Below are 19,415 nucleotides of genomic sequence, written 5' to 3' on the forward strand. Positions count from 1 at the left end.
CCGCTGTAAGAGCGGAACCCATAGTCGCCATTACAAAAATAACGGATATGCCCCCAGGCCCAGCAGCCCACCACATTGGCGTATCCTTACCCACCACCCCCAAGGCCCGATCAAAAAATGCTGGTGATTTCCAACAACGTGCACCTCCCCGACGCCGAGATCGAGCTGACAGCCATCCGCGCCCAAGGCGCCGGCGGTCAAAACGTCAACAAAGTCTCCAGCGCCGTGCACCTGCGTTTCGACATCCCGGCCTCGTCCCTGCCTGACTTCTACAAGGAACGCCTGCTCGCCCTGCGCGACAGCCGCATCACCAGCGAAGGCGTGCTGATCCTCAAGGCCCAGCAATACCGTACCCAGGAACAAAACCGCGCCGACGCCCTCGAGCGCCTGGTCGAGCTGATCCTCAGCGCCACCAAGGTCGAAAAGAAACGCCGCCCCACCAAACCCACTCTGGGCTCAAAAAAGCGCCGCCTCGAATCCAAAACCAAACGCGGCAGTATCAAGGCCGGCCGCGGCAAGGTTGATTTCTAAGCCGCGTCCCGCTCCTCGCGGTACTTAGGCGCCTGCCGATACAAATACAGACTCAACAGCAACCCGCCAAACGCCGCGATCGCCGCAAACAGGAAAATCGAGGCAAACCCGAACCCCGCCGCAATCGCCCCGGCCAACGGCCCGGTGATCCCCAGCGACAAATCGATAAACAGCGAATACGCCCCCACCGCCGCGCCCCGGCTTGAGGCGGGCACCAGGTTGACCGCCTCCACACCCAAGGCCGGAAACACCAGGGAAAATCCAAACCCGCTCAACGCCGCGCCCGCCAGTGCCAAATGGGGATCCGGCGCCAGCCACAGCAGCAGCAGGCCCAGGGTCTCCACCGACAGGCAGGCAATCGCCACGCGAAACCCGCCAATGCGGTTGATCAAATTCCCGAACAACAACCGCGCCCCGATAAAGCTGGCACCGAACAGGCTCAGGCACAGCACCGCGTTATCCCAGTGCTGGGTCGCGTAATACAGGGTGATGAAGGTCGCAATGGTGCCAAAGCCGATCGAGCCCAGCGCCAGCCCGCAACCGTGGGGCAGCACGCGCCCGAGCACATGCATGAACGGCAGACGCTCGCCCACCACGATCGGCGCGGCGACTTTCGGCCAGGCCAGCAGCAGCCCCAACACCGCCAGCAGGATGATGCTGACGCCCATGCTCCACAGCCCGAAATGACTGACCAGCAACACCCCCAGCGGCGCGCCGATGGCCAGGGCGCCGTAGCTGGCGATGCCGTTCCAGGAGATGACCTTGGCGGTATTCGCCGCGCCCACCCGGCCGATGCCCCAGCCAATGGAGCCCGAGCCCACCAGGCTTTCAGCGCTGCCCAGTACCAGGCGGCCGATCAACAGACTGGTGAGGCTCAATGCCGGAAGGTGCGAAAACCACGCCGAGAGCAACATGAACACGCCGCTCAACCCGCAACCTGCCAGGCCGTACATGACGGCGCGCTTGCTGCCGCGGTTATCGATGATGCGTCCGGCATAGGGCCGGCTCAGCAGGGTGGCCAGGTATTGCACGCTGATCACCAGGCCCGCGATCACGGCGCCAAAGCCCAGGTCGCTGTGCACGTAGCCCGGCAACACGGCCAGGGGAATGCCGATATTCAGGTAGCCAATGAAGGTGAACAGAACGATGGAAACGACTTGCAGCGTGACCGCCATGGGGCGCTGGGTATCTGGCATGGGAGAGGTCCACTGTCGCAGCAGGAAAAGATAGGCTGCTTATGATACCGATGCTGGGCGCGCGCGGGGGCGGGAAACCAAACTTTTAGCGATCGGCGGGGTTGAGCAGTTGCGTGGTCACCAAGGCGGCGAGGGCGTTTTCCTGGGTGCCGAAGCGCTTGAGCAGGAGTGCCTGTTTTTCCGGGGTGAGGCGGTTCCATACGTCGACCATCTGCAGGGCAGTGTCGAGCAGGGCGGTATCGGGGGTGGTGTCGGTCATGGCGGGGCTCACGGTGTTCAGGCGGTGTGGAAAGCGCGCAATGTCACGCTTTCCACACGGTCTGGGTACGGCTCTCAGTCTTCGCGCTTGCGGTCGACCGGTTTTGCCTCTTTGGGCTCGGGCTTGGTGGCGCCGGCCTGTTGCGGGGTTGGCTGCTCAGTTTCGTGCAGGCTTGGGAAGGGGAGATTAGGGATTTCGTGCATCGTCGTCGCTCCTCGCAAGATCTGTTTTATCAATCGCAGGTGATTCCGCGCGTTCAAAAAGCTTGTGCAGGATACAGCACTGTAAATGACAGAAAGATTTTATCTCGAAAAATGAACACCTCTTCATCCCGCCGCGCAAGTGACGTGGCGCCACAGGCGGATCGATTGTCATCGTACAACATCACCCTTAACGGATTGACATCGTGTTGCGGACTGAATATAACGCTAACAGTTGTATGACGACATATGACGTTACAGTTTTATAGCGCCCGTAATATGGGCGCGCTCGGTCGCAGAACGTAAGCCTCAAATCTAAAAATAATTAAGGTGAAGCGATGAAAATCAAAGGCATCCGTTGGTGGATGGTCGGGCTGATGACGGTCGGCCTGATTATTAACTACCTGGCCCGCAACACGCTGTCCGTCGCAGCCCCCACGCTGATGACCGACCTGAGCATCTCCACTGAGCAGTACTCCCATATCGTTGTTGCCTGGCAGGTGTGCTATGCCCTGATGCAGCCGATCGCCGGTTATGTGATTGATGCAATTGGCACCAAGATGGGCTTCGCGATCTTCGCCATTTCCTGGTCGGTAGTGTGCGCGCTGGCGGCGTTCGCCACTGGCTGGCAGAGCCTGGCCGTGGCCCGTGGCGCGCTGGGACTGACGGAATCGGCGGGCTTCCCCGGCGGCGTCAAGGCGATTACCGAGTGGTTCCCGGCCAAGGAGCGCTCCGTCGCCATCGGCTGGTTCAACTTTGGTTCGTCGTTTGGCGCGTTGCTGGCGCCGCCATTGGTGGTCTGGGCGATTCTGCACAGCGGCTGGCAGTTGGCGTTCCTGATCGTCGGTGGCATCGGCCTGGTGTGGAGCGGGCTGTGGCTGCTGCTGTACAAGCACCCGCGTGACCAGCGCCTGCTGGCTCAGGCCGAACGTGAGTACATCGAAGCCGGCCAGGAAACCCACCTCAAGGAAGGCGTGCAGAAGAAAGCCAGCTGGAAGCGCATCCTCAAAAGCCGCAACTTTTTCGCCATCGCCTCGGCGCGCATGCTCTCGGAGCCGGCCTGGCAGACCTTCAACGCCTGGATTCCGTTGTACCTGATGACCGAGCGGCACATGAACATCAAGGAAATGGCGCTGTTTGCCTGGCTGCCATTCCTCGCCGCCGACATCGGCTGCGTGCTGGGTGGCTACCTGAGCCCGCTGTTTCACCGCTACTTCAAGGTCTCGCTGTTCACCTCGCGCAAGCTGGTGATGTTGCTCGGCTGCCTGTGCATGATCGGCCCGGCGTGTATCGGCCTGGTGGACAGTGCCTACACCGCGATTGCCCTGCTGTGCGTGGGCGGTTTCGCGCACCAGACCTTGTCGGGCGCGCTGTTTTCCATCGCCTCGGACTCATTCGGCAAGAACGACGTGGCCACCGCGACCGGTGGCGGGCAGATGTGCGGCTTTATTGGTGCCGCGGCGTTTACCGCGGTGTTCGGTGTGCTGGTGACCAAGGTCGGCTACAGCCCGCTGTTTGTGGTGCTGGCGATTTTCGACATCATCGCGGCCATCGTGATCCTGACGGTCGCCCGGGAGATTGTTAAAGACCCGGAGCCGGCCACTCAAACCGGTCACGGCGGCACCTTGTTGCCGGTTTAACCCTGGCGCTCCATCGCCGCCTTGTAGAGCGAGTTCTTCGGCTGGGCAAACACCCGCGCCAGCATCGGTTCGAAGAAGCTCAACGGTAGGGTGTCGTAGGACGGATCGAACGCTGCCGCGTCGTATTGCGCGCAGAACTCGATGGTTTGCCGGTACTGCGGATGGTCGCCAAATTGCTCACGCAGGTGGCGGTCCATCCCCAGGTGATGGAAGAAGTAGTAGCCCTGGAAAATCCCGTGCTTCTCCACCATCCACAGATTTTCGGGGCTCACAAATGGCTTGAGGATCGCGGCGGCGATGTCCGGGTGGTTGTAGGAACCCAGGGTGTCGCCGATGTCGTGGAGCAGGGCGCACACCACGTACTCTTCATCTCGCCCGTCGTGCCAGGCGCGGCTGGCGGTTTGCAGCGAGTGGGTCAGGCGGTCCACCGGGAAGCCGCCGAAGTCGCCCTCCAGCAGTCGCAGATGCGCCACGATCCGGGTTGGTAGTTGCCGGGCATAGGCGCTGAAATCCTTGGCGATGATCGCCCAGTCTTCCTGGGTGCCGTCCTGCATATGGGTAAAGCGGGCCTGCTGGTTCATCAAAGGCGCTCTTATTGTTTTTGAAGGGCAGGCTAGAACGGCACTTTGCCCAGAATCATGTCGCGGTACATCACAAAATCCCCCAACAGGCTGTAAAGCGGATGCTGGAAGGTTGCCGGGCGATTCTTTTCATAGAAGAAGTGGCCGATCCAGGCAAAGCTGTAGCCTGCCACCGGCACCGCCAGCAGCAGCCACCAGGCGCCTTTGCCGATCGCGAACGCAAGAATGAAGATCACGAGACTGGTGCCGATAAAGTGCAGGCGACGGCAGGTGCTGTTGCTGTGTTCGCTCAGGTAATACGGGTAGAAATCGGCGAAGCTGTTGAATTGTCTGACATTTTCCACAGTGTTCGGCCCTCTGGTTATTGTTCTGCCCGACAGATGTTCGGCGGGGAGCATATTTGAGTCTAGAGTCATCAGTGGTAACAGCCAGTGACAATAGATGCCACTTTAGTATCCTTCAGATTCCTGGCTGTCGTTTCAGCCTTCCTTGTTAAGAAAACGCCATGAGCGAACGAACGACTTCTGCAAGCTGGGCGATGGGGATAGTCAAGGCGCTGGAGATGGACGGCCTGGATTGCCGTGCCTTGTTCAAGCAGCTTGGCCTGGATTACGCCGCGCTGAATGACCCGGATGCACGCTTCCCCCAGGACTCCATGACGCGCCTTTGGCAGCGCGCGGTCGAGCTGTCGGGCAACCCGGCGATCGGCTTGAACATGGGCAAGGTGGTGCGTCCGGCGTCGTTTCATGTGGCCGGCTACGCCTTGATGTCCAGTAATACCCTGGCCGAAGGTTTCATGCGGCTGGTGCGTTATCAGCGAATCATCGCTGAAAGTGCCGACCTGAGTTTTCGACTGTTACCCGAAGGTTATGCGCTGATTCTTACCGTGCACGGCGATCACCTGCCGCCCACCCGGCAAAGCGCCGAAGCGTCCTTGGCGAGTGCCCTGGCGTTATGCGGCTGGCTCACCGGACGTACCCTGCAACCGCGCAAAGTGCTGGTGCAGGGCGATCAACCGGCGGACCTGGCGCCCTACAAGCAGGCCTTCCATGCACCGCTGGTGTTCAACGCGCCGTATGACGCGCTGATCTTCGAGCGGGCGGATATGGAGGCGCCGTTGCCCACGGCGAACGAGGCGATGGCGTTGTTGCATGATCGTTTTGCCGGGGAGTATCTGGCGCGGTTTTCCGAGAGCCGGGTGACCCACAAGGCGCGGCAGGTATTGTGCCGATTGCTGCCGCAAGGCGAGCCCAAGCGCGAGGTGGTTGCGCAGACCTTGCACCTGTCCCAGCGCACCTTGCAGCGCCGCTTGCAGGAGGAGGGCACCAGTTTCCAGACCTTGCTCGACGACACCCGCCGCGAACTGGCCGAGCAATACCTGGCACAGCCGAGCATGACCCTGCTGGAAATTGCCTACCTGTTGGGGTTTGCCGACCCGAGCAACTTCTTTCGCGCGTTCCGCCGCTGGTTCGATGCCACGCCCGGCGAGTACCGGGCGCGGTTGCAGGAAACTCCGGTCAGTGACGCCAAAACGCCGGAATGCACAGCACAAACACCGTAATGATCTCCAGCCGGCCCAGCAGCATGCCGAGGGACAGGATCCACTTGGCGGCGTCCGGCAGGGTGGAGAAATTCCCGGCCGGGCCGATGGTTTCCCCCAGGCCCGGGCCCACGCCGGACACCGTGCTGGCGGCGCCGGTCAACGCGGTCATCCAGTCCAGGCCCAGCAGTGACAGGGCCAGGGCGATGGCGCAGATGGTGATGGCGAAGAAAAACGAGAAGGTCAGGATCGAGCGCACGATTTCTTCATCGAGGCGATGGCCGTTGTACTTCTGCTTGATCACCGCCCGTGGGTGAATCAGCTGGTTCAAGTTGGCCTTGAGCAGGATATAGGCGACCTGGAAACGGAAAATCTTGATCCCGCCAGCCGTGGAACCGGAGCAACCGCCCACAAAGCCCAGGTAAAAGAACAGCATCAGCGAGAAATTGCCCCAGATGCTGTAGTCCCCCAGCGCAAAACCGGTGGTGGTCACGACCGACGTGACGTTCACCGCTACGTGGCGCAGCGCCTCCAGCCAATGCAGATTGGTGGTCCACCAATACCAGGTGCCGAGCACCAGCCAGGTCACCACCAGCAAACCGAGCATGCCCTGCACCTGCTGGTCCTTGATCAGCGCCCGGCGGTTGCCGCGCATCGTGGCCACATACAGGGTGAACGGCAGGCTGCCGAGAATCATCACTACTACCGCCACCCAGTGCACGGCTGGTTGTTTCCAGTGAGCCAGGGATTCATCGGAGGTGGAGAAACCGCCGGTGGAAATCGCCGACATCGCATGGTTGATCGCATCGAACAGGCCCATGCCCGCCCACCAGAACGCCAGGCTGCCGAGGATGGTGATGCCCACGTACGCCGCCACGATCAGGCGCGCCACCATGTGCGAGCGGGGCATGACCTTTTCCGAGCGGTCGGAGGACTCGGTCTGGAACAGGCGCATGCCACCGATGCGCAGCAGCGGCAGGATCGCCACCGCCATGCCGATAAAGCCGATGCCGCCGAGCCAGTGCAGCAGCGAGCGCCAGATGAGGATGCCCGGGGACATGGTGTCCAGGCCGCTGAGCACCGTGGAGCCGGTGGCGGTGATGCCGGACATGCTTTCGAAGAACGAGTCGGTGTAGCTGATGTGCTGGGTCAGCAGGAACGGCAGTGCGGCGAAGATGCACACTACTAGCCAGCTGGAGACGGTCAGCAGGTACATGTCCCGCGGGCGCAGGTGCACGTGTTCCGGGCGGCCGGGGATGACCAGCGCCAGGCCGGCAATGAAGGTGATCATGCTGGCCCAGAGGAACGATGGCAGGTCGCTGGTGCGTTCGAAAAACACCAGGGTCGCCATGGGGATGACCATGGCGATCGCCAGGGTGATCAGGAAGATGCCGATAATGAAACCGATTATCCGTAAGGTCGGCAACGCCATGAGGTCCGCTCGGTGTGACAGGAAAGGCGCCATTCTACCTGCGGTGCAGGGCAAGTAAACCGGGGGCTGGAAGGCGACGCCGGGCAAATGTGGGAGCGGGCTTGCTCGCGAAGGCGGTGTTCCAGTCAACGGATGCATTGGCCGACCCACCGCTTTCGCGAGCAAGCCCGCTCCCACAGGGGTTTTTCGGTGGTTAATGGACCTTGAAGGGCAGGCACAAAAAAGGCGACCCGAAGGTCGCCTCATTCAACGCGGCACTGATCAGAAATCGTGATCAGCGTTATCCGGGTTCAAGTCACTGATGCCCAGCTTGCCAGCGGCCTGTTCGATCGAACCGGTCTGCTTGACCAAGGCTGCGATCGCATCACGCACGATCTGGTTGCCTTTATCGTTACCGGCAGCGATCAACTGGTCGTAATGCTCGCCGTTGTTGGCGTGGTCGACCATCACCTGGATCTTCGCTTCGGTCGACGCCAGGTCGGCTTTCAGCGTTGCGTCGGCAGTTGGGTCAGCCTTGGCCACCAAGGACGACAGGCTGGCGCCGGTCATCTTGGTACCGTCGGTGCGGGTGTACTCACCCAGGTAAACGTTACGAATACCCTTGGCGTCATAGAAGTGCGAGTTGTGGGTGTTGTCGCTGAAGCAATCCTGTTCGTCTTCCGGCGAGTTGGCTTCCAGGGAAACCTTCATGCGCTCACCGGCCAGTTCGCCCAGGGACAGGCTACCCATGCCGAACAGCATTTTGCGCAGGCCATCGGTCGGCGCCTCGGCCTCCAGGGTGGCGCGGTAGTTGTCTTCGACGTTGGGTTTCCAGTTGCCGACCATTTCTTCCAGGTCGCTGACCAACAGTTGAGTCACGGCGCGCAGGTAGGTGCGGCGACGCTCGTTGTGGCCGCCAGTAGCACCATCACCGGTCATGTAGTCCGATGCTGGACGGTTGCCGGCGCCCGGGCCGGTGCCGTTCAGGTCCTGGCCCCAGAGCAGGAATTCAATCGCGTGGTAACCGGTGGCCACGTTGGCCTCGGAACCGCCCAGCTCGTTCAGGCTGGCGAGTTTTTCCGGGGTGATGTCTTTCACATCGACCTTGTCTTCGCCGACCTGGATTTCGTTGTTGGCGATGATGTTGGCCGTTGCGCCAGGGTTGCCCAGGGCGTGTTCGTAGGTCTTGTCGACGTAATCGATCAGGCCTTCGTCCAGGGGCCAGGCGTTCACTTGGCCTTCCCAGTCGTCAATGATGATGTTGCCGAAGCGGAACACTTCACTCTGCAGATACGGCACGCGAGCGGCGATCCAGGCGGTACGGGCCGCTTTCAGGGTGTCGTCGTTCGGGTTGGCGAGGAAGGTGTCGATCGCGGTTTGCAGGGTTTTCGCGGTGGACTCGGCATCGCTGTATACGGCGAAGACCATGTCAGCGTAATGCGCGACCACGGCCTTGGCAGCGGCCTCGTCGACCTGGCCTGCCGGTGCAGCCGCGGGGGCTGGAGTGCTGGCGGCGGCCGGGGCTTGAGGCGCGGCGGCCTTGTCTTTGCCTTCACCGCAACCGGCAAGAGAAATGGCAATGGCGAGAAGGCTGGCGGTGGCCAGGGGCATACGAATCATGGCGAACATCCTGCTTCGGTTGAGGGTGGGTCACGCGGGGGGGACGCGCAAAACTGCGACATAATGCGAAAGATTTGCATTTTGTGTAAAGGGATATAAGCAGGAAATATTTTGTATCGGTGTGCCGGCCGCCGGCGCGGGTGTTCGCGGTGGCCAGCATTGTTTCAGAGAATGGCGGCGTTATTGCGTTGGGCTTGTTTCAAGTAGGCCACCAACTCCCGTGCCGGCAGCGGTTTGCTGTAGTAGTAACCCTGACCTTCGTGGCAACCCTCGGAGATGATGTACGCCTCCTGTTCGGCGGTCTCCACACCTTCGGCGATCACCTGCATGCCGAGGCTTTTGCCGAGCTGGATGATCGCCCGCACGATGGTCGCGTCGTCGTCGTCATCCAGCAGGTCCTGGACGAAGCTCTTGTCGATCTTGATCTTGTCCAGCGGCAGGCTTTTCAGATAGCTCAGGGACGAATAGCCCGTGCCGAAGTCATCAATCGCAATCAGCGCCCCGGAGCGGCGCAGGCTCAGCAGGTGCTGGGCGGCGGTGCTGATGTCTTCCATCAGGCCGGTCTCGGTGACTTCCAGCTCCAGGCTGCGGGGCGGCAGGCGGTAGATTTGCAGCAGGTTGTTGACCACCCGTGGCAACTCGGCGTGGTGCAACTGTACGGTCGACAGGTTGACCGCCATGCGCAGTTCGGTGAAGCCCAGGTCGTGCCACTCCCGAAGTTGCCGGCAGGCCTGGTCCAGCACCCATTCGCCGATGGCAATGATGGTGCCGTTCTGTTCCGCCAGGGGGATAAACAGGTCGGGCGGCACCAGACCGTGTTCCGGGTGCTGCCAGCGAATCAAGGCTTCGACACCCACCACGCGATGGTCGAGATAGCTGATCTGTGGCTGGTACACCAAGTGGAACTGCTCGCGGCTCAGGGCGTCGCGCAAATCCTTTTCCAGCTCGCGGCGGCGGCGCATTTCGCTGTCGACGCTGGCGATATAGAACTGGTACCGGTTGCGAGAACGGCTCTTGGCCAGGGTCATGGTCTGTTCGGCTTTTTGCAGCAGCTTCTCGGTACTGTCACCGTCTTCCGGGAACAGGGTGATGCCGATGGTGGCGCGCAGGCGGATCTGCTCGTGCCCATCGTCGAGGGCGAATTCCGCCTCCAGGTCATCAAGAATGCTTTGTGCCAGCTCGGCGGCTTCGTAGGGTTGCTCGATATCGGCCTGCACCAGGGCGAATTGGTCGCCACCCAGGCGGGCGAGGGCGCCGAGGCGGCCGCTGTGGGCCCGCAGACGGTCGGCCAGAGCCAGCAGCAATTGGTCGCCGGCCTGGTAGGTGAACTGCTCGTTGACGCTTTTGAAGTCATCCAGCCCCACGCACAGCACTGCGACGCTACGTTGGCGTCGGCCGGCGTCGATCAGGATCTTGTCCAACTGCTCCTGCAGCTTCTGGCGGTTCGGCAGGCCAGTGAGAAAGTCGTACTGAGCCATGCGCAGCAGGCTGTTTTCCGCCTCATGGCGCAAGTGCGTGTTGCGCTCGATGGATTCGAGCAACTGGTTGGCGGTGTTGATCCAAAGACCCAGTTCGTTTTTCTCGTGGCCCCTGAGCTGCGGGATCTTGTGCTCGCTGGGGCGGTCGGGGTTGATCGAACTCAGGTGCTCGATGATGCGCGACAGCGGCTTGGTCAACAGCCAGTGATAGACCAGGTACAACACCAGGCCCATGGCCAGGGCCCGCAGTACGCCGGAGATGAAAATGATCACCGAGCTGACGAGAAACCCTTTGCCATAGGTGGCGGTGTCGAGGGTGATGCTCAGGTCGCCGTAGTACTCGCTATAAGGCCCGCGCCCCACCAGCGGTGTGGTGAAGGTGCGTTCCTGGCCCAGGATCAGGTCGGTCAGCCAGCGGGTCGGGGATTGTTGCAGGTCGCGGGTTTTTTCCGCGAGCATGGTTTCGTTGGGGTGGCCGATGGAGGCCATGCGCACGGCATCGTCCTGGAACAGACCTTCGATGACCTGCATGCCCATTTCCCGATCCAGGCTGTAGACGGCCTGGGTGGACGGGTCGCGAAACATGTCGAGGATACGCTGGGCATCGCCAGCCACGGCCTGACGCGTCTTGTAGGCGTCAAAGACGATCTGCGCCGCGCTTAGTACCACGCCCACCGCCAATGCCGAAAGCAGCACCACCCGTAGCAACTTCACCGACAAGCTGTTTTTGAGTTCCAGCTTCAAAGGGGTATTCCTTGTTTCATGCGGGTAGCCTCAATATGCCATGAGTATTGGCAATCCGGTGAGGGCAGTCAAAGGAACATTGGGCCCGCAGAGCCTGAATATTAACAAGTGAAGGTCGGGAAGGAGGAGGGCGGACCCAGTCCGCCGTCCTCTGGTACTGCGCGGGGAGCGTAGGCGAATGCCTTTTTTATAGCTCGCGAGAGGTTGCCGAGGGTTTTGTTAGCCGAAAGTAATCTGCGCGGAGGATTTCTGGTGGGCATCTTCGCCGATTTTGCCCGGCTCCTCACCAGCTCCCTGACTTTTTGAATCCATGAGCTTGCTCAGCAGGTCCATGCCTTTTTCTGCCAGTGGCATGGCTGTTGAAGCGGCTGACATTCCCATCGATAAAGGATCCATTGCGGACTCTCCTAACTGAAATGAGAGAGTTATTTCTCTCACTTGTTGGGTGGCCAGTTCATCGCCTTGAGTTCCACGCGTCCTGCATTACGCTTTTGTAACCCCCACAAAAAAGCCCGGCAATCGCCGGGCTCTTTCTACTGCAAGTAGTACTTAAGCAGTGAAGGTTTTGCCTTCGAACTGCTCAGCCACGAACTTCCAGTTGACCAGGTTCCAGAACGCTTCCACATACTTTGGACGTACGTTGCGGTAGTCGATGTAGTAAGCGTGTTCCCAGACGTCGCAGGTCAGCAGCGGGGTGTCGCCGCTGGTCAGCGGGTTGCCGGCGCCGATGGTGCTGGCCAGGGCCAGGGAACCGTCAGCCTTTTTCACCAGCCAGCCCCAACCGGAACCGAAGGTGCCGACGGAAGTCTTGGTGAATTCTTCTTTGAACTTGTCGAACGAACCGAAGGCTGCGTTGATGGCTTCAGCCAGCGCGCCGGTAGGTTGACCGCCGGCGTTTGGCGCCAGGCAGTTCCAGTAGAACGTGTGGTTCCAGACCTGTGCGGCGTTGTTGAAGATGCCGCCCGAAGAAGACTTGACGATTTCTTCCAGGGTCTTGCCTTCGAACTCGGTGCCAGGCACCAGGTTGTTCAGGTTCACGACATAGGTGTTGTGGTGCTTGTCGTGGTGATACTCCAAGGTTTCCTTGGAAATGTGCGGCTGCAGGGCATCGTGTGCGTAGGGCAGCGGCGGCAATTCGAAAGCCATGATGATTCTCCTAATCAGGTCAGTTGCGGTGAGCGCAAGGCCGATCACGGGCGGCCAAACAAGCGCCGGGGAGTTTGTACTCTTTGCGGCGCAGGGGCTGGATCATAGCACCGGGGGTGCGGCAAAACCACGCAACAACTGTGTGGGATAGAGGTTCCAGAGGGTTTTGGCTTCTGTTGAAAAAAGTTTATGCGGCGCTGATTAATTGATAAGCCACGCTGAACATCATGGCGGCCACCAACAGGTCCAGAATTCGCCAGGTGGCAGGGCGCGCCAGCCACGGTGCCAGCCACGCGGCGCCCAGGGCCAGGGTCATGAACCACAGGAATGAAGCGCTTGCGGCACCGGCCACATACGCGCCCGGTTCGGTCTGCTGGGCGCCGAGGGAGCCGATCAACAGAACGGTGTCCAGATACACGTGGGGATTGAGCAAGGTCACCGCGAGGGCGCTGAGCATCACCGCCTTCAGGGAGCGCACCTTGAGGTTCTCGCCCTGGCCCAGGCTTTGCTTCGAGCAGGCCCGGCGCAGGGCAAGGGTGCCGTACCACAACAGGAACGCCGCGCCGCCCCAACGGGCAACCGCCAGCAATATCGGGTTATGCGCCAGCACGGTCGCCAGGCCGAACACGCCGGCGGCCACCAGGATTGCATCGCACACCACGCATAACGCCGCCACGGGCAGGTGATGTTCGCGCCGCAGGCTCTGCGCCAGGACAAAGGCGTTCTGGGTGCCGATGGCCATGATCAAACCAAAGGCCACCAACAGGCCGTTCGTATAGCTCTGCCACATACGATTTACTCCGCGCCCGCCGCCAATTGCTGCAACACGTTCATCGCGCGCTCAGCATCGGCGCGGCCAACGAACAAGTGATCGTGGTAGTAGCCGGCAATCACGTTGCAACTGATCCCGGCTTTGCCCAAGGCGGTGGCGAACGCCGCGGTCAGGCCGACGGCTTCCAGGGCCGAATGCACATTCAGGGTGATCCACGCCGCTACGTATTCGAAGGCCAGTCCGGCGCGTTCGGCCTGCTGGCGCTCGACGATCAGCGTCAGGCCTTCTTGCTCGCGGAAGCTGCCGATCACTTCGCAACCTTCGGGGATGCGGCTGTCGGCCAGGGTGCAGAACACGTAGTCGCCGTCGTTGAGCTGTGGGCTCATGCTGCGCAGCAGGGTTGCCAGGGCGGTTTCGCCAGCCATGTGGAAGGTCCTTGAATAAGAAGAAGCGATGCTGGCTATTCTCCCGTCCAAGGCTGTATAAGAAAAACCAATATTGCTGATCGCTCATTAGGAAAACTGATGTTCGACTATAAATTGCTTTCCGCCCTGGCAGCGGTGGTGGAACAGGCCGGTTTCGAACGGGGCGCCCAGGTGTTGGGAATCTCGCAATCGGCGATTTCCCAACGCATCAAGCTGCTGGAAGCGCGTATCGGCCAGCCCGTACTGGTGCGCGCCACGCCGCCGACGCCCACCGAGATTGGCCGCCGTTTGCTCAACCACGTGCAACAGGTGCGGCTGTTGGAGCGCGACCTGCAAAGCCAGGTGCCTGCGCTGGATGAAGAGGGCATGCCGGAGCGTCTGCGCATCGCCTTGAATGCCGACAGCCTCGCCACTTGGTGGGCCGAGGCCGTGAGTGACTTCTGCGCCGAGCAACACCTGCTGCTGGATTTAGTCGTAGAAGACCAGACCGTCGGCCTCAAACGCATGCGTGCCGGCGAAGTGGCGGCGTGTATCTGCGCCAGCGAACGCCCGGTGGCCGGTGCCCGCAGCCTGTTGCTCGGTGCCATGCGTTATCGGGCGCTGGCCAGCCCGGCGTTTGTCGCGCGGCACTTTCCCGATGGCGTACGCGCCGATCAACTGGCCCGCACCCCGGCGCTGGTGTTCGGCCCGGATGATTTTCTGCAGCATCGCTATCTGGCTTCCCTGGGTGTCGACGGTGGTTTCGAACACCATTTATGCCCGTCGTCCGAAGGTTTTATCCGTCTGACGGAAGCCGGATTGGGCTGGGGCCTGGTGCCCGAATTGCAGGTGCGCGACCAACTGGAAAGGGGCGTGCTGGTGGAGTTATTGCCAGATAAGCCGATCGATGTGCCGCTGTACTGGCATCATTGGCGCAGTGGTGGACAATTGCTGGGGTTGCTGACGGATCATCTGGCACACACAACGGGGCAATGGTTGGTGCCGTTGGCGTGATGGCCAGCGTCAAGGCAACAGCGATGAAAAACGAAAGAATGCGGAGTAAGTCATGAAAATTCTGGTCACCGGCGCAAGCGGCTTCATTGGCGGGCGTTTTGCGCGTTTCGCCCTGGAGCAGGGCCTGGACGTGCGGGTCAACGGGCGGCGGGCCGAAGGTGTGGAACACCTGGTACGGCGCGGCGCCGAGTTTATCCAGGGTGATTTGAATGATCCGGACCTGGTGCGCGAGCTGTGCCGCGACGTCGAGGCCGTGGTGCATTGCGCCGGGGCCGTGGGGCTGTGGGGGCGCTATCAGGACTTCCATCAGGGCAATGTGCTGGTCACCGAAAACGTGGTGGAGGCCTGCCTCAAGCAGCGGGTCGGGCGCCTGGTGCACCTGTCGTCGCCGTCGATCTACTTCGACGGCCGCGATCACTTGGGTTTGACCGAAGAGCAAGTGCCCAAGCGCTTCAAGCATCCCTATGCGGCCACCAAATACCTGGCGGAACAAAAGGTATTTGGCGCCCAGGAATTCGGCCTCGAAGTGCTGGCCCTGCGCCCGCGTTTTGTCACCGGTGCCGGTGACATGAGTATCTTCCCGCGCCTGTTGAAGATGCAGCGCAAGAACCGCCTGGCGATTGTCGGTGACGGCCTGAACAAGGTGGATTTCACCAGCGTGCACAACCTCAATGAAGCCCTGCTCAGCGGTTTGCTGGCGACGGGTTCGGCGTTGGGCAAGGCCTACAACATCAGCAACGGCACGCCGGTTCCGGTGTGGGATGTGGTGAACTACGTGATGCGTCAAATGGACCTGCCCCAGGTCACCCGTTACCGCTCCTACGGCGTGTCCTACAGCGTTGCGGCGCTTAACGAGGCCTTCTGTGCGATGTGGCCGGGGCGGCCGGAACCGTCTTTGTCACGGCTGGGCATGCAGGTCATGAACAAAGATTTCACCCTCGACATCACCCGCGCACGGCATTATCTCGACTACCAGCCCAAGGTCAGCCTGTGGGCGGCCCTCGACGAGTTCTGCAGTTGGTGGAAGGCCCAGGACGCAGCACTTAAATAACCGGCAACACACCGGGAACCGAATTTGCGACCCAGGGTCGATCAGTGCGGCGGGTCGGGGGTTTATACTCCGGCGCTTGGCTATTCATATGCCACCTCAAAGGTTTGAAGGTTGATTCATGCGTAACGATGCTAACGACGACTTTGACAACGTTCCCAGCCTGCGGGCTGACACCTCGGACGACGATGATTTCGAGCCTACGCCGGCCACGTCCGTGCGTTCCCGGCCAACGCCTGTGGTCAAGGTCAAGAGCGCCAGTACCGGGCCGTTGTGGGCACTAGTCGGCGCGCTGCTGTTTGCCTTTGCCGGCCTTGCCTGGTGGAGCTTCCAGCAGATCTCCCTGATGGGCCAGCAATTGGTGGCCACCCAGGAAAGCTTCGCGCGTATCAGCGAGGAAGCGGCCGGGCGCCTTCAGGACATTTCCGGCAAGGTGGTGGCCAGCGAGGCCAGCGTGAACAACGGCAGTGAAGCCCTGAAACTGCAGATCAAGCAGCTGGAAACCCAACTGCTGGAGCAGGGCAAGCAGCAGTTGGGCGTGGCCGGCCAGGCCACTGACCTGGACAAGCGCCTGGAGCAAATGACTGCCAGCACCACCCAGCTGTCCAGTGCCAATGCGCAACTGCAAGGCCAGGTACAGGCCTTGACGGAGGCGGTGGCAACCCTCAAGTCCCGGGACAACGAGTTCAAGGAGCTGTCCGCCGACGTCGCGGCCCTGAAAAAGCAGGGCAACCCCACGGCCGCCATCGCCCGTCTGGAGCAGGACCTTGTGGTCCTCAAGAGCGAACTGGACAGCCGCGCAGCAGCCTCCGACGGCCCGTCCACCAAGGAGTTCGACGTGTTCCGCATCCAGACCACACGCAACGTCACTGCCTTGCAAAGCCAGGTGCAGAACCTGCAGCAACAGATCAACCAGCCGGCACGGATCACCCCTCTCGGGCAGCAATGATCTTGGGGCCCTGTAGGCTTCATACACATAGCTCCTACAGGGCCTAGCACAATCAATGTCACCACTCGGTGACATTTCCTACCTCCTTCGTTACTTGCCCTCGTCTCGCCCTTGTTTAGACTCCCGTCATCCCGCACATAATAAAAAGGGCTAATCATGACCACGCAACCACTGCCTGCCAGTAGTTGGCTGAACGCTCCTGCCCATCACGCCTGGCTTGCCGCTGAAGGCCAGCGCCTGCTGTCATTCGCCAAGGCTTCCAAGCTGCCTGAAGGCTTCGGCAACCTCGACGATCACGGCGTTTTGCCGCCCGATGCCGTCGCTGAAACCATGAACACCGCCCGTATGACCCACAGCTTCGCCATGGCCCATAGCCTGGGCCTGCCAGGTTATGCCGACCTGGTGGAACACGGGGTTGCGGCCCTCAGCGGCCCGTTGCGCGATGCCCGGCACGGCGGCTGGTTTGCCACGCCTGATGCCCGCGATGGCAACACCGGCAAGGCTGCCTACCTGCACGCCTTTGTGGCCCTGGCTGCCAGCTCCGCAGTAGTGGCCGGCGCGCCCGGCGCACAAACCTTGCTCAACGACGCGACCCACATCATCGACCAGTATTTCTGGAGCGAAGAGGAGGGCGCGATGCTCGAGTCCTTTGCCCAGGACTGGAGTGGTGTAGAAGCCTATCGCGGCGCCAACAGCAACATGCACGCTACCGAAGCCTTCCTGGCACTGGCCGATGTCACCGGTGAAACCCGTTGGCTGGACCGCGCGCTGCGCATCGTCGAACGGATTATTCATACCCATGCGGCGGAAAACCGGGACATGGTGATCGAGCATTTCGACAGCCACTGGCAACCTCTGCGCGGTTACAACGAAGACAACCCGGCCGATGGTTTTCGTCCCTACGGCATCACCCCCGGCCACGGTTTCGAATGGGCACGGCTGGTGTTGCACCTTGAGGCTGCGCGCCTGGGCGCCGGGCTCGTTACCCCAGAGTGGCTCGTCACCGATGCCAAGGGCCTGTTCGCCAGCGCCTGCGAATACGCCTGGGCCGTCGACGGCGCCCCCGGCATTGTCTACACCCTCGACTGGAGCCAGCGCCCCGTGGTGCGCGAGCGCCTGCACTGGACTCATTGCGAAGCCAGCGCCGCTGCCCAGGCGCTGCTCAAACGCACGGGTGAGCTGCATTACGAAATCTGGTACCAGCGCTTCTGGGAGTTCTGTGAAAGCCATTTCATTGACCGCACCCATGGCAGCTGGCACCACGAACTGAGCCCGAAAAACCAGCCCGGCAGCAAGATCTGGGGCGGTAAACCGGACCTGTATCACGCCTGGCAGTCTGTCTTGCTGCCGGGTCTACCCTTGGCACCGAGCATGGCCAGTGCCGTGGCCGCCGGGCGTTATGTCACCAAGTGGTGACATTTTGGCGTCCCTTTGTTACCTGCACCTAAAAATCCCTGTTTAAACTCGTTTGCAGCGCAAGCACCGACTTGCATGCATAACAACAAGAAAAAAGGTACTCAGATGAAAGCGATCAGTCGCCTCGCCGTTGCTATTTCCGTTGCCTCGTTGTTTCCCCTCAGTGCTTTTGCCGCCGACTCGAAAGGGACGGTTGAAGTTGTGCATTGGTGGACCTCGGGTGGCGAGAAAGCGGCAGTAGATGTCCTGAAGGCTCAAGTTGAAAAAGACGGTTTCACCTGGAAAGACGGTGCCGTTGCCGGCGGTGGTGGTTCGACTGCCATGACCGTACTGAAAAGCCGCGCCGTTGCTGGCAACCCGCCAGGCATGGCCCAGATCAAAGGCCCCGACATCCAGGAATGGGCGTCCACCGGGCTGCTCGACACCGACGTCCTGAAGGCTCCTGCCAAAGAAGAGAAGTGGGACAGCCTGCTGGACAAGAAAGTCTCCGATACCGTGAAGTACGAAGGTGACTACGTCGCCGTGCCGGTGAACATCCACCGTGTCAACTGGCTGTGGATCAACCCGGAAGTCTTCAAGAAAGCCGGTATCACCAAGAACCCGACCACCCTCGAAGAATTCTACGCAGCGGGCGACAAGCTCAAGGCCGCGGGCTTCATTCCGCTCGCCCACGGTGGCCAGCCTTGGCAGGACAGCACTGTCTTCGAAGCGGTCGTGCTCTCCGTCATGGGGGCTGACGGTTACAAGAAAGCCCTGGTCGACCTGGACGAAAAAGCCCTGACCGGCCCTGAAATGATCAAGTCCCTGACCGAGCTGAAGAAAGTCGCGACCTACATGGACGCCGACGGCAAAGGCCAGGACTGGAACCTGGAAGCGGCCAAAGTCATCAACGGCAAGGCCGGCATGCAGATCATGGGTGACTGGGCCAAGAGTGAGTGGACCGCCGCCAAGAAAGTCGCCGGCAAAGACTACGAGTGCGTAGCCTTCCCGGGCACCGACAAGGCGTTCACCTACAACATCGACTCCCTGGCGGTGTTCAAGCAGAAAGACAAAGGCACTGCTGCCGGCCAGCAGGACATCGCCAAAGTCGTGTTGAGCGAAAACTTCCAGAAAGTCTTCAGCATCAACAAGGGCTCGATCCCGGTTCGTATCGACATGTTGAAAGACATGGGCAAATACGGCTTCGACTCCTGCGCCCAGACCGCTGCCAAGGACTTCCTGGCAGACGCCCAGACTGGCGGCCTGCAACCGAGCATGGCGCACAACATGGCGACCACGCTGGCCGTACAAGGCGCGTTCTTTGACGTCGTCACCAACTACATCAACAACCCGTCCGCTGATCCGGCAACCACCGCGAAGCAACTGTACAGCGCGGTCAAGTCGGCCAAGTAACGGTTAGTACTGAATGGCCTTGTGGGGGGACCCCTAACCCTCACAAGGCATGTTCCTGTAGTCCTTTTTCCCTG

Annotated in this window: 20 protein-coding genes; 8 read left to right on the plus strand and 12 right to left on the minus strand. The window is 61.0% G+C overall.

The genetic code is table 11. The features are described 5' to 3' along the window. Positions 1 to 117: 117 nt before the first annotated feature. A complete protein-coding gene (gene arfB, locus HBJ59_RS28380) occupies positions 118 to 531 on the plus strand; it encodes an alternative ribosome rescue aminoacyl-tRNA hydrolase ArfB (RefSeq protein ID WP_088426440.1) in 414 nt (137 codons plus the stop codon). Here arfB and HBJ59_RS28385 read toward each other — a convergent pair. From HBJ59_RS28385 to HBJ59_RS31750, 3 genes are all read right to left on the minus strand, one after another. Further along, positions 528 to 1,727: an MFS transporter gene (locus HBJ59_RS28385; RefSeq protein WP_167665468.1), complete on the minus strand. Its 1,200-nt coding sequence runs from the start codon at positions 1,725 to 1,727 to the stop codon at positions 528 to 530. The two genes, arfB and HBJ59_RS28385, sit on opposite strands and share 4 nt — an antisense overlap. Before the next feature lie 85 nt (positions 1,728 to 1,812). After that, positions 1,813 to 1,986, minus strand: a complete 174-nt coding sequence (locus tag HBJ59_RS28390; protein WP_010169883.1) for a hypothetical protein — start codon at positions 1,984 to 1,986, stop codon at positions 1,813 to 1,815. Between the two features lie 74 nt (positions 1,987 to 2,060). Beyond that, positions 2,061 to 2,189 carry a hypothetical protein gene (locus HBJ59_RS31750; RefSeq protein WP_256670918.1) on the minus strand — a complete coding sequence of 43 codons (129 nt, stop codon included), beginning with the start codon at positions 2,187 to 2,189 and terminating at the stop codon, positions 2,061 to 2,063. 362 nt (positions 2,190 to 2,551) lie between these two features. On the opposite strand from HBJ59_RS31750, the gene HBJ59_RS28395 reads away from it, so the two are divergent. Further along, entirely contained in the window at positions 2,552 to 3,826 is a 1,275-nt protein-coding gene (locus HBJ59_RS28395) for an MFS transporter (RefSeq protein ID WP_167665539.1), read from the plus strand. Here HBJ59_RS28395 and HBJ59_RS28400 read toward each other — a convergent pair. Then, the gene (locus HBJ59_RS28400) at positions 3,823 to 4,407 is read right to left on the minus strand and encodes an HD domain-containing protein (RefSeq protein ID WP_076015872.1); all 585 of its coding nucleotides are present in this window, start codon (positions 4,405 to 4,407) and stop codon (positions 3,823 to 3,825) included. The two genes, HBJ59_RS28395 and HBJ59_RS28400, sit on opposite strands and share 4 nt — an antisense overlap. 32 nt (positions 4,408 to 4,439) lie before the next feature. Then, positions 4,440 to 4,751, minus strand: coding sequence for a DUF962 domain-containing protein (locus HBJ59_RS28405; RefSeq protein ID WP_167665469.1), 312 nt, complete (start codon positions 4,749 to 4,751; stop codon positions 4,440 to 4,442). A gap of 161 nt (positions 4,752 to 4,912) precedes the next feature. Between HBJ59_RS28405 and HBJ59_RS28410 the strand changes: the two genes are divergently transcribed. Next, entirely contained in the window at positions 4,913 to 5,968 is a 1,056-nt protein-coding gene (locus tag HBJ59_RS28410; protein WP_167665471.1) for an AraC family transcriptional regulator, read from the plus strand. Here the strand turns inward: HBJ59_RS28410 and HBJ59_RS28415 are convergent. The 7 genes from HBJ59_RS28415 to HBJ59_RS28445 form a co-directional block, all read right to left on the minus strand. Beyond that, positions 5,925 to 7,379: a TrkH family potassium uptake protein gene (locus HBJ59_RS28415; RefSeq protein WP_076015869.1), complete on the minus strand. Its 1,455-nt coding sequence runs from the start codon at positions 7,377 to 7,379 to the stop codon at positions 5,925 to 5,927. The two genes, HBJ59_RS28410 and HBJ59_RS28415, sit on opposite strands and share 44 nt — an antisense overlap. Before the next feature lie 261 nt (positions 7,380 to 7,640). Next, the gene (locus tag HBJ59_RS28420; protein WP_167665473.1) at positions 7,641 to 8,978 is read right to left on the minus strand and encodes an imelysin family protein; all 1,338 of its coding nucleotides are present in this window, start codon (positions 8,976 to 8,978) and stop codon (positions 7,641 to 7,643) included. 164 nt (positions 8,979 to 9,142) lie between these two features. After that, positions 9,143 to 11,200 carry a bifunctional diguanylate cyclase/phosphodiesterase gene (locus tag HBJ59_RS28425; RefSeq protein ID WP_076015867.1) on the minus strand — a complete coding sequence of 686 codons (2,058 nt, stop codon included), beginning with the start codon at positions 11,198 to 11,200 and terminating at the stop codon, positions 9,143 to 9,145. Positions 11,201 to 11,419: 219 nt separating this feature from the next. Then, positions 11,420 to 11,596: a hypothetical protein gene (locus HBJ59_RS28430; protein ID WP_167665475.1), complete on the minus strand. Its 177-nt coding sequence runs from the start codon at positions 11,594 to 11,596 to the stop codon at positions 11,420 to 11,422. A 153-nt stretch (positions 11,597 to 11,749) separates the two neighbouring features. After that, positions 11,750 to 12,346, minus strand: coding sequence for a superoxide dismutase (locus HBJ59_RS28435; RefSeq protein WP_003212997.1), 597 nt, complete (start codon positions 12,344 to 12,346; stop codon positions 11,750 to 11,752). A gap of 187 nt (positions 12,347 to 12,533) precedes the next feature. Beyond that, positions 12,534 to 13,136: a LysE/ArgO family amino acid transporter gene (locus tag HBJ59_RS28440; RefSeq protein ID WP_076015866.1), complete on the minus strand. Its 603-nt coding sequence runs from the start codon at positions 13,134 to 13,136 to the stop codon at positions 12,534 to 12,536. 5 nt (positions 13,137 to 13,141) lie between these two features. Beyond that, entirely contained in the window at positions 13,142 to 13,543 is a 402-nt protein-coding gene (locus HBJ59_RS28445) for an ACT domain-containing protein (protein ID WP_167665476.1), read from the minus strand. Positions 13,544 to 13,642: 99 nt separating this feature from the next. On the opposite strand from HBJ59_RS28445, the gene HBJ59_RS28450 reads away from it, so the two are divergent. The 5 genes from HBJ59_RS28450 (at position 13,643) to HBJ59_RS28470 (ending at position 19,341) form a co-directional block, all read left to right on the plus strand. Then, positions 13,643 to 14,536 (plus strand): LysR family transcriptional regulator ArgP, encoded by an 894-nt coding sequence (locus HBJ59_RS28450; RefSeq protein WP_076015864.1) that lies wholly within the window; start codon positions 13,643 to 13,645, stop codon positions 14,534 to 14,536. A 52-nt stretch (positions 14,537 to 14,588) separates the two neighbouring features. Beyond that, positions 14,589 to 15,587: an NAD(P)-dependent oxidoreductase gene (locus tag HBJ59_RS28455; protein ID WP_076015863.1), complete on the plus strand. Its 999-nt coding sequence runs from the start codon at positions 14,589 to 14,591 to the stop codon at positions 15,585 to 15,587. Between the two features lie 118 nt (positions 15,588 to 15,705). Further along, positions 15,706 to 16,533 (plus strand): ATPase, encoded by an 828-nt coding sequence (locus HBJ59_RS28460; RefSeq protein WP_167665477.1) that lies wholly within the window; start codon positions 15,706 to 15,708, stop codon positions 16,531 to 16,533. A 156-nt stretch (positions 16,534 to 16,689) separates the two neighbouring features. Then, positions 16,690 to 17,949 (plus strand): AGE family epimerase/isomerase, encoded by a 1,260-nt coding sequence (locus tag HBJ59_RS28465; protein ID WP_167665478.1) that lies wholly within the window; start codon positions 16,690 to 16,692, stop codon positions 17,947 to 17,949. A 105-nt stretch (positions 17,950 to 18,054) separates the two neighbouring features. Beyond that, complete coding sequence (locus tag HBJ59_RS28470; protein WP_076015890.1) at positions 18,055 to 19,341, plus strand: ABC transporter substrate-binding protein; 1,287 nt, start codon at positions 18,055 to 18,057, stop codon at positions 19,339 to 19,341. Positions 19,342 to 19,415 lie beyond the last annotated feature (74 nt).

It is taken from the genome of Pseudomonas sp. AN3A02 (assembly GCF_011765255.1).
Classification (GTDB): Bacteria; Pseudomonadota; Gammaproteobacteria; order Pseudomonadales; family Pseudomonadaceae; genus Aquipseudomonas.